At 71.0% G+C, this 13,273-nt stretch carries 11 protein-coding genes and 1 pseudogene; 6 read left to right on the forward strand and 6 right to left on the reverse strand.

The window, feature by feature from the left end; genetic code table 11:
- Nucleotides 1-159 precede the first annotated feature (159 nt).
- The 4 genes and pseudogenes from CC117_RS39065 to prpB form a co-directional block, all read left to right on the forward strand.
- Nucleotides 160-312: pseudogene (locus tag CC117_RS39065) on the forward strand (acyl-CoA dehydrogenase family protein); the annotation flags it as partial.
- Entirely contained in the window at nt 309-1,487 is a 1,179-nt protein-coding gene (locus CC117_RS15745; protein WP_241830138.1) for an enoyl-CoA hydratase/isomerase family protein, read from the forward strand. The pseudogene CC117_RS39065 and the gene CC117_RS15745, both read left to right, overlap by 4 nt.
- 172 nt (nt 1,488-1,659) lie before the next feature.
- Entirely contained in the window at nt 1,660-3,168 is a 1,509-nt protein-coding gene (locus CC117_RS15750) for an MmgE/PrpD family protein (RefSeq protein ID WP_071084830.1), read from the forward strand.
- 21 nt (nt 3,169-3,189) lie between these two features.
- Nucleotides 3,190-4,083: a methylisocitrate lyase gene (gene prpB / locus CC117_RS15755; RefSeq protein ID WP_071084832.1), complete on the forward strand. Its 894-nt coding sequence runs from the start codon at nt 3,190-3,192 to the stop codon at nt 4,081-4,083.
- Nucleotides 4,084-4,248: 165 nt separating this feature from the next.
- Here prpB and CC117_RS15760 read toward each other — a convergent pair whose 3' ends face one another.
- Complete coding sequence (locus CC117_RS15760) at nt 4,249-4,635, reverse strand: ArsR/SmtB family transcription factor (RefSeq protein WP_071084834.1); 387 nt, start codon at nt 4,633-4,635, stop codon at nt 4,249-4,251.
- Between the two features lie 186 nt (nt 4,636-4,821).
- On the opposite strand from CC117_RS15760, the gene CC117_RS15765 reads away from it, so the two are divergent.
- Both CC117_RS15765 and CC117_RS15770 read left to right on the forward strand, forming a co-directional pair.
- Nucleotides 4,822-5,532 carry an alpha/beta fold hydrolase gene (locus CC117_RS15765; protein WP_071084836.1) on the forward strand — a complete coding sequence of 237 codons (711 nt, stop codon included), beginning with the start codon at nt 4,822-4,824 and terminating at the stop codon, nt 5,530-5,532.
- A 40-nt stretch (nt 5,533-5,572) separates the two neighbouring features.
- Entirely contained in the window at nt 5,573-6,949 is a 1,377-nt protein-coding gene (locus tag CC117_RS15770; protein WP_071084838.1) for a YhgE/Pip domain-containing protein, read from the forward strand.
- A 79-nt stretch (nt 6,950-7,028) separates the two neighbouring features.
- On the opposite strand, the gene CC117_RS15775 is transcribed toward CC117_RS15770, so the two are convergent.
- From CC117_RS15775 to CC117_RS40550, 5 genes are all read right to left on the reverse strand, one after another.
- Nucleotides 7,029-8,156 carry a CaiB/BaiF CoA transferase family protein gene (locus CC117_RS15775; RefSeq protein WP_071084840.1) on the reverse strand — a complete coding sequence of 376 codons (1,128 nt, stop codon included), beginning with the start codon at nt 8,154-8,156 and terminating at the stop codon, nt 7,029-7,031.
- A gap of 63 nt (nt 8,157-8,219) precedes the next feature.
- Complete coding sequence (locus CC117_RS15780) at nt 8,220-9,116, reverse strand: potassium-transporting ATPase subunit C (RefSeq protein WP_071084842.1); 897 nt, start codon at nt 9,114-9,116, stop codon at nt 8,220-8,222.
- Between the two features lie 3 nt (nt 9,117-9,119).
- Entirely contained in the window at nt 9,120-11,390 is a 2,271-nt protein-coding gene (kdpB, locus tag CC117_RS15785) for a potassium-transporting ATPase subunit KdpB (RefSeq protein WP_071084844.1), read from the reverse strand.
- A gap of 2 nt (nt 11,391-11,392) precedes the next feature.
- Nucleotides 11,393-13,102 (reverse strand): potassium-transporting ATPase subunit KdpA, encoded by a 1,710-nt coding sequence (gene kdpA, locus CC117_RS15790; protein ID WP_071084846.1) that lies wholly within the window; start codon nt 13,100-13,102, stop codon nt 11,393-11,395.
- Nucleotides 13,102-13,236, reverse strand: coding sequence for a potassium-transporting ATPase subunit F (locus CC117_RS40550; RefSeq protein ID WP_084132194.1), 135 nt, complete (start codon nt 13,234-13,236; stop codon nt 13,102-13,104). Before CC117_RS40550 ends, kdpA begins: the two co-directional genes overlap by 1 nt.
- Nucleotides 13,237-13,273: the final 37 nt, after the last annotated feature.

Raw genomic sequence — 13,273 nt, forward strand, 5'->3', positions numbered from 1 at the left:
TGAGCTGGTCGTCCCGTCCTGTCGGCACAAGCCCTCCACATTGATATATCAGATGTGGAGATGATTAGATGCTGCCCGGACAGAGCGGTCAACCCCACGCCTGGACGCCGAGACAGGAAGCCCCAGGCGACCGCAGGATGAGGCGGCCCCAACCAGGCCCAGTCCCTCCAGCCGCACGGCGGCTACGGATACCTCAGCGAGTACGGACTGGAGAAGATCGTGCGCGACCTGCAGGTGCACCAGATCCTTGAGGGGACGAACGAGATCATGCGCATCATCGTCTCCCGCTCGATGCTGGACGCGGTCCGATGACGGCGGCTCCCGAACCTCCTCAGGAGCCCGAGATCCTGCGATCCGTCGAGGGACGGGTCGGCCGGCTCACGCTCAACCGCCCGAAGGCCATCAACGCGCTCACCCACGACATGGTCCGCGCGATGGACGCGGCGCTGCGCGACTGGGAGCACGACGACCGGGTCGACGCCGTTCTCGTCGACGGCGCGGGCCACCGCGGGCTGTGCGCGGGCGGCGACATCCGCGCGATCCACCACGACGCCCGCGCCGGCGGCACCGGGTCGCTGGACTTCTGGGCCGACGAGTACCGCCTCAACGCACGGATCAGCACCTACCCGAAGCCCTACATCGTCCTCATGGACGGGCTGGTCATGGGTGGCGGCGTCGGGATCTCGGCGCATGGCAACGTCCGGATCGTGACGGAGGGCACCCGGCTGGGGATGCCGGAGGTCGGCATCGGCTTCATGCCGGACGTCGGCGGCACCTGGCTGCTCTCCCGCCTGCCCGGCGAGTCGGGCACCCATATCGCGCTGACGACCGCCCAGATGTCCGGGGCGGACGTCCTGCACGCGGGCCTGGCGGACCACCTCGTGCCCGGTGACCGGCTCCCCGACCTGATCGCGACCCTCGTCGGGGCGGCGGATGCCAGCAACCCGGCAAAGATCGTCGAGGAGTTCGCGTTCATCCCCCCGGCCGGCGGGCTGACGGGCGGGCTGGCCGAGGCGGCTGACTGGATCGACGCCTGCTACAGCGCGCCGACCGTCGAAACGATCATCGCCCGACTGCGCGGACACGGCGACCCGGCCGCTGCGGCAGCGGCCGACGAGATCGAGACGAAGTCACCCACGGCGCTCAAGGTCACGCTGCGCGCCCTGCGCGCCGCCGCGGACCTCCCCGATCTGTGGGCCGCGCTTGTCGCGGAGTTCCGCATCTCCAGCGCCGCGCTGCGCTCGCACGACCTGCGCGAGGGCATCCGAGCCCAGATCATCGACAAGGACCGGTCACCCCGGTGGGATCCCCCCGCCCTGGCCGATGTCGACGACGACCTCGTCGCCGCGTTCTTCGTCGTGCCGCCGGCCGGTGACCTGACGCCGGCGGAGGAACGGGACGCACCCGCGCCGGCTCCCGCGCGGGCACCCGCGGAAAGCAGGGCTCGGCGGTTCCGCGGGCTCGGCGGTTCCGCAGCGCCGGCCTGACGCATGACGCCTGCGAGCGGGCCCAGCCTCCATGAGGCTGGGCCCGCTTCGCTGTATTCCGACGGCGTCACCATGGGAGCCAGCGTCGGCTGCTTCCGGCCGGCACGAAGCTCGGGCGTGGCTTCCGCTCTCCTCCCGGAGCAACCGACTACTTGGAAGAAGGTGTCAGCGCATGATCGACCACCAGGTCCGTGTGCACCGCAGCGCGGAGCGACTCGCGCGGGAGGACCAGCTCGCGTGGAAGATCGCGACGGTGGCCGCCGACCCGGTGGACGTCGAGCCCGAGGTGACCGACATGGTGATCAACCGGATCATCGACAACGCGGGGGTCGCCGCCGCCTCGCTGGCGCGGCGGCCGGTGGTCGCCGCCCGGGACCAGGCGCTGCGGCACATCCCCGCCCCCGGCCGGGACGGAGCGACGGTCTTCGGCCTGGCGGCGGACACCCGCGTCTCCCCCGAGTGGGCGGCCTGGGCGAACGGCGTGGCCGTGCGCGAGCTGGACTTCCACGACACCTACCTGGCCGCGGACTACTCCCATCCCGGCGACAACATCCCGCCCGTGCTGGCGGTGGCCCAGCACCTCGGCCTGGGCGGCCATGCCCTCGTGCGCGGGATCGCCACCGGGTACGAGATCCAGGTCGCCCTCGTCCGGGGGATCTGCCTGCACGAGCACAGGATCGACCACATCGCGCACCTCGGCCCGTCCGCGGCGGCCGGCATCGGCACCCTGCTCGGGCTGCCGACCGAGACCATCTACCAGGCGGTCGGGCAGGCGCTGCACACCACGACGACCACCAGGCAGTCCCGCAAGGGCACCATCTCCAGCTGGAAGGCCTACGCCCCCGCCTTCGCCGGGAAGCTGGCCGTGGAGGCCGTCGACCGGGCGATGCGCGGCGAGGGTGCCCCCTCACCCGCCTACGAGGGCGAGGACGGGTTCATCGCCTGGCTGCTCAGCGGGCCCGAGGCCCGTTACGCGGTCTCGCTGCCCGCGGCGGGCGAGGCCAGGCGCGGCATCCTGGAGACCTACACGAAGGAACACTCGGCCGAGTACCAGAGCCAGGCACTGATCGACCTGGCCCGCCGCCTCGGCCCCCGCATCGGCGACTTCGGCCGGGTCAGCGCGATCGTCCTGCACACCAGCCACCACACCCACCACGTGATCGGCTCCGGCGCCGGTGACCCGCAGAAGTACGACCCGACGGCCAGCAGGGAGACCCTCGACCACTCGATCCCCTACGTCTTCGCCGTCGCCCTGCAGGACGGTGACTGGCACCACGAGCGCTCCTACGCGCCGGACCGGGCCGCCCGGCCCGACACCGTCAACCTCTGGCAGAAGATCACCACGGTCGAGGACGAGGAGTGGACCAGGCGCTACCACTCCACCGACCCGGCCGAGAAGGCGTTCGGCGCGCGCGTCGTCGTCGAACTGACGGACGGGACCACGTTGACGGACGAGATCGCCGTCGCCGACGCCCACCCGCTCGGCGCACGCCCCTTCGCGCGCGACGAGTACATCGCCAAGTTCCGCCGCCTCGCCGACGGCGTTCTCCCCGCCGAGGAGCAGGAACGCTTCCTCGACGCCGCCACCCGCCTGCCCGAGCTGCGACCCGACGAACTCGCCGGGCTCACCATCGCCCCGCAGCCGCCGCTGACCGCCAGCGGCACCCAGGGAATCTTCTAGAGGCGAGGGGACGTCCGACCGATGCTGCACGCGAGAACACCCGCCCACGCCCGCCGCGCCGCGTTCCGCGACGCGCTGCGCACAGGTCGGCTACTGCGCTTCCCCGGCGCGTTCAACCCGCTGTCCRCCGTCCTCATCACCGAGCTCGGCTTCGACGGCGTGTACATCTCCGGCGCGGTGCTCTCCGCCGACCTGGCGCTGCCCGACATCGGCCTCACCACGCTCACCGAGGTGGYGGGCCGGGCCGGGCAGATCGCCCGGGTCACCGACCTGCCCGCCCTCGTCGACGCCGACACCGGCTTCGGTGAGCCGATGAACGTCGCCCGCACCATCCAGACCCTGGAGGACGCCGGCCTCGCCGGCTGCCACCTCGAGGACCAGGTCAACCCGAAGCGGTGCGGGCACCTCGACGGCAAGTCCGTGGTCAGCACCGACGAGATGGTCCGACGGATCGGCGCGGCCGTCGCCGCCCGCCGCGACGACAACTTCGTCATCTGCGCACGCACCGACGCCCGCGCGGCCGAAGGGCTGGAAGGCGCCCTCGAACGGGCCCGCGCCTACGCCGACGCCGGAGCGGACATGATCTTCCCGGAGGCGATGGCCGACGCGTCCGAGTTCGAAGCCGTCCGCAGGGCCGTCGACGTGCCGATCCTGGCCAACATGACCGAGTTCGGGAAAAGCGAACTCCTCACGACGGACACGTTGGCCTCCGCCGGCGTGAGCCTGGTCATCTACCCGGTCACCCTGCTACGCCTGGCCATGGGCGCGGTCGAGGACGGCCTGCGCCGCATTCTCGCCGACGGCACCCAGGCCGGTCTGGTCGACCGGATGCAGACCCGCTCCCGGCTCTACGAACTCCTCGACTACCCCGCCTACAACGCGTTCGACGCCAACATCTTCAACTTCCGGATCTGAACGTCCGGTCTTCCCTTCTGGAAGGACATCCGCCATGCCCACCGTGCGGTTCGCGGCGCGCGGCCTGGTGATCTGACACTGCCGGTCGGTTCCTGGCCTCGCGGGTGGATGTTCTGTTCTCGTGCATGAGGAGAGTCACCCCGACTGGCACGGTGCAGGCCAGGTTCAGCGGGCGTGTGCCGCGGGACCGTGATGCAGCACCGGCTCGGGGTGCACCCGGGTCAGCAGATCGCCGACGACGGGATCGACGAGCCGGTAGCGGATCACTCGCCCGTCCCGCTCGGCGACGACGGCCTGCTGGTGGCGCAGCAGCCGCAGTGCCTGCGAGACCGCCGCGTCGTTCATGCCGACCGCGGCGGCCAGATCGGAGACCGAGATCGGGCCGGCGTAGTGGATGGCCAGCAGGATCGCCAGCCGGCCCGGCTCGCCGAGCATGGCGAAGACGCCGGCCCAGCGGGCGACGTCGGCCCGGTCGCCGATCGCGGCCACCGCGTCGCACGCCCGATCGCCGTCGATGAGCCGGTGCTGGGCCCGGGCGTCCAACCGGTGCATGGGGCGATTCTCGCACCCGCACCACCGCCCGGACACCCGCCCCACGGCTCTCTCACCTCGCCCACCACCGGCCTGACGAGGACGACTCATGGGCGCCCGGTTATCCGCTGCAGCAGTAATGCACAAATCGTCAACTACCCGGTGGTGTACTCGGGTCTCACACTCAAGTCCAGGGAGCCGAAGAGCATGTCGCTGCCGACCGTCGTCCTCGTCCACGGCGCTTTCGCCGACGCGTCAAGTTTCGCCCGAGTGGTTCCCGAGCTGCTCGCCGACGGTCTCAAGGTGGTGGTGCCTGCCGTGCCGAACCGCTCGCTCAGCGGCGACGCCGAGTACATCGGGTCGGTCCTCGCGGCCATCGAGGGTCCCGTTCTCCTGGTCGGCCATTCGTACGGCTGCTCGGTGATCACCGTGGCGGGTGTCGCGGAGAACGTCGAGGGCCTGGTCTATCTCGCCGGGTTTGTCCCCGAGGAGGGCGAATCCCTCGGTGAGCTCCAGGGCCGCTTTCCCGACTCCGACCTGGCCGGGGCTCTGGTCGCGACGCCCTTCCCGGGTGGCGTCGATCTCTCGGTCGACATCGAGAAGTTCCCGGCGGTCTTCGCCCACGACGTCGACCCGGCCGTCACCGCGGTGCTCGCCGTGTCGCAGCGGCCGTTGTCCGCGGTCGCGTTCGGGGAGAACGCGTCCGCCGCCGCCTGGCGGACCAGGCCGGCCTGGGGCATCGTCGCCACCTCGGATCACGCCATCAATCCGGAGGTCCAGTACTTCGGTTACCGGCGAGCGGGGGTCGACACGATCGAGGTGGACTCGTCGCACCTGGTGATGTTCTCCCAGCCGGCCGCGGTAGCCGATCTGATCAGGACGGCCGCCAAAGCGATGTCCGCGGCCCGCGCGTCCTGAGCGGAACGAGATCCGCGAGTCCTGAGCGAAACGAGACGGTGTGTTGGGTCCGGAGAACGGGACACCGCGGGATGACTTCCCGGTTCGTGTGCGCGACCTGCTGCGGGAACGTGCGGTGTGGATGCTGCCGCTGGTCCTGGCTTCGGTCGTCGTCATGACGATGACCGCGCTGTACCTCGCGTCGGCGGTGGACCCGCTGGCTCATGCGCGCGGCCTGCCCGTCAAGGTGGTGAACAGCGACCGTGGGGCCACGGTCGGAACCGAACATCTCGACTTCGGCCGGCGGATCGAGGCTGGCCTGCGGGCGAGTCCCACCGTGTCCCGCCGGCTGCAGCTGGAACCCGTGACCCTGGCCGCGGCCGAACGAGCCATGAGCCGCGGGCAGGCGTACGCGACCATCGTGATCCCGCCCGGCTTCACCGCCTCGCGCCTGGCCCAGGCCGGTCATCCGACAGCCGGGGTGACGGACGGCGGGACGGACGGGGCGGCGGACGGCGGGGCAGTCCAGCTGCTGACCAACCCGCGGGCCGGCACGTTGGGGGTGAGCCTGGCCGCCGGCATCGTGGCGCCCGCTGTCGCCGCCACCTCGCAGGTGATCAGCGGCCAGCTCGCGGCGGTGGCCGGCACCGGCGCCCACGAGTCCGCGACGACCGCGTTCCTGGCGAACCCGGTGACGGTCACGACCAGCCAGTTCCACCCTCCGCCCGCGAACAGCGCGCTGGGTCTGAGCGCCTTCTACCTGGCCCTGCTGACCCTGATGTGCGGATTTCTGGCTGGGACCATCCTGCACTCCACGGTCGACGCGGCGCTCGGCTACGGCACCTCCGAAGTAGGTCCCCGGTGGACCCAGCTCCAGCCGAAGGCGATCAGCCGGTGGCGGACCCTGCTGATCAAATGGGCGATGGCCGCGGTCCTGACCGGGGTGGTGACCGGTCTGATGATCGCGGTGGCGGCCGGCGCGGTGGGCATGGATGCTCCGCATCCACTGCTGTTGTGGCTGTACGCGTGGCTGTGCGCGGCCAGTGTCGCCGCCGGGACGATCGTGCTCTTCGCCGTGCTCGGCACACCCGGGCAGCTGGTCGCCATCCTGTTGTTCGTGTACGCCGGCCTGGCCTCGGCCGGCGGGACGGTGCCGATCGAGGCACTGCCCGGTTTCTTCCGGCTGCTCAGCGAGGCCGAGCCGCTCCGGCAGATCCTCGCCGGTGACCGGGCCATCCTGTACTTCGAAGCCCAGGCCGGCGCGGGCCTGACCCGTGGCGTCGTGGGGGCCGCGATCGGCCTGCTCTGCTGGGTCGTCGTGGGCGCCCTGATCGTCCGCTGGTACGACCGCCGGGCGATGCACCGGCTGACTCCGGAGCTCCTCGCGTACGTCGATCGCTCCGTTCAGGACTTCCGGGCCCGAGGAAGGGCCGGCTGAGAGCGCGTGGCCAGGCCCCGGCCGGGGCGCGGCCCCGGCCGATGTCGGGCCGGCCCGACGTAGCTCAGCCCGACGTAGATCAGATGGTGCCGTCGGCCCGCAGCCGAGCCAGCTCCTCGTCTCCAACCCCGGCCGCGCGTAGCACGTCGTCGGTGTCGCCCCCCAGCACCGGCGGTGCGGCCGGCGGCGGTGTCGGCAGCCGTTGCCCTTCGTCGTCGCCGAAGCGGAACGGTGCCGCAGGAACCAGCGTTCCCGCGACGTCCACGAGCGTGCCGCGGGCCGCGGCGTGCTGGTCGTCCACCAGATCCGGTCCCTCGTTCACCACCCCGATCGTCGCCTCGGGATCCGAGGCGACCCAGGCCGCCGCAGGCCTCGTCACGAACACCTTCTCGAACCGCTCCGCCATGGCCACCTGCTCGTCCTCACCGGCCCGCAACCGTTCGACCAGGTCTTCGGCACCGAGCACCCGGCACAGTGCCCGCCAGGTCCGAGGCTCCGCGGCGGCGACCGTCACCCACCGGCCGTCGGCGCACCGGTAGAGCCGGCGGCCCGCCGCCCAGCCCATGTCGGACTCGGTGCCCGAGAACCGGCCCGGGGTACCGGACAACATCCAGGTCGCGACGTCGTCGAGCGAGACGTCGACGAAGGAGCCGACGCCGGTGTGCGCCGCCCGGGCGAGCGAGGCGGAGACGACCATCGCCGCGACCGCTCCCGCCAACGGTGCGGCGATCGGCGTCTGCGGCATCCACGGAAGCTGCTCCGCGATCGCGGTCAGGGCTCCGGAGTGACCGAGGAAGGTGATCTCGTGCCCGGCGCGGCCGGCGTACGGACCGTCGAGGCCGAACGACGACAGACTGGCCCAGACCAGCCGCGGGTTCACCTCGGCCGCCTGCGCGTACGCGAAGCCCGCCGCCTCCCGGGCACCTGGCCGCGCGCTGTCGACGACGGCGTCGGCCGAGGCGACGAGCCTGCGCAACACCTCGAGCCCAGCCTTGCTTCGGGTATCGAGCGTGACGGATCGCTTGCCGTGGTTCAGCCCGACGTGGGTCGGTGAGGTCCCGGTCGGGCCCCGCAACGGGTCACCGACACCCGGCTCCTCGAGCTTGACCACCTCGGCACCGAGGTCGGCGAGCAACCGTGTGCAGTAGCCGCCGGGAAAGGAACGAGAGAGGTCGAGGACGCGGATCCCGCGCAGGGGGAACGGCACCGGTCGAACCTATCGAGCTGTCGAGCTGTCGAGCTGTCGAGCTGTCGAGCTGTCGAGCCTGGCTCAGGGCCCCGCGGACGCGCGGTCCAGATCGAGGTTCAGTGCGAGGACGTTGACGCTCGGTTCGCCGATGAAGCCCAGGGCCCGTCCGGTGGTGTTCTCGTCGACGAGGGCAGCGACCCGGTCGACGGGCAGCCCGCGTTCACGGGCGACCCGGGGGATCTGCAGCTCGGCGTAGGCCGGGCTGATGCCGGGGTCGAGGCCGCTGCCGCTGGCGGTCACGGCGTCGGCGGGCACGGCCGGGCCGTCAGGGGCACCGCCGCGGACGACGACCCGCTCGCCGGCGGCGATGTCGTCCCCGGGCTCCCGGCAGGCGACCGCGACGCCCTGGTAGGTGGCGAGGAACGGGGTGGTGGGGCAGGCGTCGTTGACGCTCACCACCCGGGTGATCGGGCCGTCGAAGCCGGGGCCGGCGTGGTGGACGGCGAGGACGGCCCCGACGCCCGAGGCGGTGCAGTACCTGCGGGCACCGTCGACTCCTTCCCGTTCGCCGATCGCCAGGCTGCGTGCGCAGACCTGGGTGARCAGGCTCTGCCCGCTCTCGTCGTCGGGGGTGGCGGGGTCGTCGAAGGTGTCGACGACGTCCTCGGGGCCGAGGTTGGACGCCGAGGTGGAGGTCGGGTCGTAGCCGTCGCCCGCGGCGGACGGCCGGCTCTGGAAGTACGCGGGCAGCGGGTTGCCGTCGCTGTCGGTGAACGCCTGGCCGATCAGGGACGAGCCGACGTGCTGGCCCCGCGTGTCGGTGACGAGGGAGCCGTCGGCCCGGTCCTTCAGGCCGGGTATCTGGGCGATGGCGAGGATCACGAGCGGGTACGCGACCCCGAGGATCACAGTGAGGACGAGCAGGGTGCGCAGCGCCGCGAGGTGCTGGCGCAGCCAGGACGGAAACCGTGTCGGCATGGTTCAGCCCACTCCCGGAACGAACTGGACGAGAAGATCGATGGCCTTGATACCGATGAAGGGGACGACGATCCCGCCGAGGCCGTAGAGGTAGAGGTTGCGGCTGAGCAGCTTCGAGGCGCTGGCCGGCGTGTACCGCACGCCCCGCAGCGCGAGCGGGATCAGGGCGACGATGACGAGGGCGTTGAAGATGACCGCGGAGAGGATCGCCGACTCGGGGCTGGCGAGGCGCATGACGTTGAGCGTGTCCAGGCCGGAGTAGACGCCGGCGAACATCGCCGGGATGATCGCGAAGTACTTGGCGACGTCGTTGGCGATGGAGAAGGTCGTCAGCGCTCCGCGGGTGATGAGCAGCTGCTTGCCGATCTCGACGATCTCGATGAGCTTCGTCGGGTTGCTGTCGAGGTCGACCATGTTGCCGGCCTCCTTCGCGGCCGACGTGCCGGTGTTCATCGCCACTCCGACGTCTGCCTGCGCGAGCGCGGGTGCGTCGTTGGTGCCGTCGCCGGTCATCGCGACCAGCTTGCCGTCGGCCTGCTCCCTGCGGATCAGTGCGAGCTTGTCCTCCGGGGTGGCCTCGGCGAGGAAGTCGTCGACCCCCGCCTCGTCGGCGATCGCCTTCGCGGTGAGCGGGTTGTCCCCGGTGATCATGACGGTGCGGATGCCCATCCGGCGCATGGCGTCGAACCGTTCCCGCATGCCGGATTTCACGACGTCCTTGAGCTGGATGACGCCCAGGACCCGCGCGGTCGGCCCGGACGGCCCTTCGGTCATGTCACCGACGACGAGCGGGGTGCCCCCCGAGGCGGAGATGCCGTCGACGATCTCCCCCACCTGGGCCGGGACGTGGCCGCCGTTCTCCCGTACCCACCGGGTGACCGCACTCGCCGCGCCCTTGCGGACCCGCCGCACCCCCGCCCCCGCGCCGGGCTCCGCAGCVCCGGACGCAACGGCACCCGGCTCCGCGGCACCGGGCTCCGGGCCGTCCGCCGGCTGGGCGGCGAGGTCGACGCCGGACATCCTGGTCTGGGCGGTGAAGTGCACGAACGTGGCGTGCCRCAGCTCGCCGGGAGTGCGCTCACGCAGGCCGTGACGCTCCTTCGCGAACACCACGACGGAACGCCCCTCGGGGGTCTCGTCGGCGAGCGAGGAGAGCTGCGCGGCATCCGCCAGCTCGGCCTCGCTCACGTCGCCGACCGCGAGAAAGGCGCTGGCCTGCCGGTTACCCAGGGTGATGGTTCCGGTCTTGTCGAGCAGCAGGGTGTTGACGTCACCGGCGGCCTCGACGGCCCGGCCGCTCATCGCGAGCACGTTGCGCTGGACGAGCCGGTCCATCCCGGCGATGCCGATCGCGGAGAGCAGTGCGCCGATGGTGGTCGGGATCAGGCAGACCAGCAGCGACGCCAGCACGATCCCGGTGATTCCGTCGCCGGTCAGGGTGGAGCTGTCCGGCAACGCCGGCTGCTGCGCCTTCGCGTAGATCGCCAGCGGCTGCAGGGTGGCAACGGCCAACAGAAAGATGACGGTGAGTGCGGCCAGCAGGATGTTGAGCGCGATCTCGTTCGGGGTCTTCCGCCGGTTCGCCCCCTCGACCAGGGCGATCATCCGGTCGATGAAGCTTTCCCCGGGCTGCTGGGTGATCCGCACGACGATCCGGTCGGAGAGCACCCTCGTCCCGCCGGTGACCGAGGACCGGTCGCCGCCGGACTCGCGGATCACCGGCGCCGACTCACCGGTGATCGCCGACTCGTCGACGCTGGCGATGCCCTCGACGATGTCCCCGTCACCGGGGATGAACTCCCCCGCGTCCACGACGACGAGGTCGTTGCGGGCGAGCAGCGGCGCGGGAACCTGCTCCACGGTCGCGGCCTCGACAGCCTGCCCGGCCTGCCAGCCGGTGAGCCGGCGGGCGACGGTGTCGGTCCGGGCCCGACGCAGGGCCGCCGCCTGGGCCTTGCCGCGTCCCTCGGCGACGGCCTCGGCGAGGTTGGCGAAGATCACGGTGAGCCACAGCCAGACCGTGATCAGCCAGCCGAACGTCGACGGGTCGGTGATCGCGAGGACAGTGGTGAACGCCGCGCCGACCTCGACGATCAGCATCACCGGGTTGTGCCACAGGGTGCGCGGGTCGAGCTTGCGCACGGCGCTCGGCAGGGACTTCCAGAGCTGCTTCGGGTCGAGCAGGCCGCCTCCGACCCGGCGCGGCTGGTCCGCGACAGCCTCCCGGCGGTTGCCTGGGGCGTCCGGGCGGGCGGCGATGGTGGTGGTGCTCATGGTCAGTGAATCCCTTCCGCGAGGGGCCCGAGAGCCAGCGCGGGAAAGAAGGTGAGCGCCACGATGATCAGCGTGACGCCGGCGAGCATCCCGACGAACTGAGGCCGGTGCGTCGGCAGCGTTCCGGCGGTGACGGGTACCGGTGCCTGCCGGGCCAGTGCGCCCGCCAGCCCGAGCACGAACAGCATTGGCAGGAATCGGCCGAACATCATCGCCAGGCCCAGCGCGGTGTTGTACCAGGTCGTGTTCACTGTGATTCCGGCGAAGGCCGATCCGTTGTTGTTGCCGGCCGAGGTGAACGCGTAGAGAACCTCGGAAAGGCCGTGCGCGCCGGAGTTGAGCATGCCCGCCCTCTGGCCGGGCATCGCCATCGCGACCCCGGTGCCGAGAAGCACGATGATCGGTGTGGTCAGGAAGTACAGCGACGCGAACTTCATCTCCCGCGCGCCGATCTTCTTCCCGACGTACTCCGGCGTACGCCCGATCATCAGCCCGGCGACGAAAACCGTGACCACGGCAAGGATCAGCATTCCGTACAGCCCCGAGCCGACACCTCCCGGCGCCACCTCACCCAGCATCATGTTGAACAGCAGGGAGGCACCACCGAGGCTTGTGTAGGAGTCATGAAAGGAGTTCACCGCGCCGGTGGAGGTCAGCGTGGTGGCGGTGGCGAACAGCGCCGAGTTCGCGACGCCGAAACGGGCGTCCGTGCCCTCCGTCGCGGCACCGACGGCCTCGGGGACGGTTCCGTGGTGCGCGGTCTGGAAGGCCATGTTCACCGCGAGGCTGCCCAGCGCGATCAGCGCCATCGCCGCGACGATCGCCAGGCCCTGGCGCCTGTCCCCGACCATTCGGCCGAAGGTGCGCGGCAGCGAGAAGGCGATCATCAGCAGGAGGTAGATCTCGAACAGGTTCGTCCACGCCGCCGGGTTCTCGAACGGATGCGCGGAGTTGACGTTGTAGAAGCCGCCACCGTTGGTGCCGAGCTCCTTGATGACCTCCTGGCTGGCCACCGGCCCACCCGTGATCGCCTGCTCGCCCCCGGCCAGCGTCGTCACGACCTGGTTGCCGTGCAGGTTCTGGACCACCCCTCCCGCGATCAGCACGACCGCGCCGAGGACGCAGATCGGCAGCAGGATCCGCACGATCGTCCTGGTCAGATCGACCCAGAAGTTACCGATCTCGTCACCGGTGCCCACGRCGCCGTCCATGCTGCCCGGCCCGGCCGCGACCGGCGCCCGCCGGCGCGCGAAGCCCCGCACAACGGCGATCGCCACCGAGATGCCGACAGCGGCCGAGGCGAAGTTCTGCACCGCCAGGCCGGTCATCTGGGTGAGGTGCGACATCGTCGACTCACCGGAGTACGCCTGCCAGTTCGTGTTCGTCGTGAAACTCACGGCGGTGTTCCAGGCCAGCGCCGGCGAGACCCCCGAGAAGCCCAGATCCCACGGCAGATGGCCCTGGACGCGCTGCATCAGGTACAGAAACAGCACGGACACCAACGAGAAGGCGAGCACGCTGCGGGCGTACACCGGCCACCGCTGGCCCACGCCCGGATTCACCCCGGTCAGCCGGTAGATCGCCCTTTCCACCGGAAGGTGCTTCTCGCTCGTGTACACCCGGTACATGTAGTCACCGAACGGACGGTACGTCGCCACCAGCGCGGCGACCAGCAGCAGGACAACCAGAGCACCCGCGGTCGTGGCGGACACTAGAAACGCTCCGGAAACAGCAGGGCAGCGATCACGAAGATTCCCAGCCCAATCGCCAGGATGAGGCCGGCTACGTTCTCCGCGGTCACAGCCGCTCGACCCCCCGCAAAACAAGCGCCAGCAGCGCGAAACACCCCAGTGTCAGCGCCACGTACACCACGTCGAGCACGA

The sequence above is a fragment of the Parafrankia colletiae genome (genome assembly GCF_001854655.1).
Classification (GTDB): Bacteria; Actinomycetota; Actinomycetes; order Frankiales; family Frankiaceae; genus Parafrankia; species Parafrankia colletiae.

Excerpts from the sequence above, each read along its gene's own strand:
- CC117_RS15745 (WP_241830138.1), top strand. The coding sequence starts at position 309 with ATGACGGCGGCTCCCGAACCTCCTCAGGAGCCCGAGATCCTGCGATCC.
- CC117_RS15750 (WP_071084830.1), top strand. The coding sequence starts at position 1,660 with ATGATCGACCACCAGGTCCGTGTGCACCGCAGCGCGGAGCGACTCGCG.
- CC117_RS15765 (WP_071084836.1), top strand. The coding sequence starts at position 4,822 with ATGTCGCTGCCGACCGTCGTCCTCGTCCACGGCGCTTTCGCCGACGCG.
- CC117_RS15760 (WP_071084834.1), bottom strand. The coding sequence starts at position 4,635 with ATGCACCGGTTGGACGCCCGGGCCCAGCACCGGCTCATCGACGGCGAT.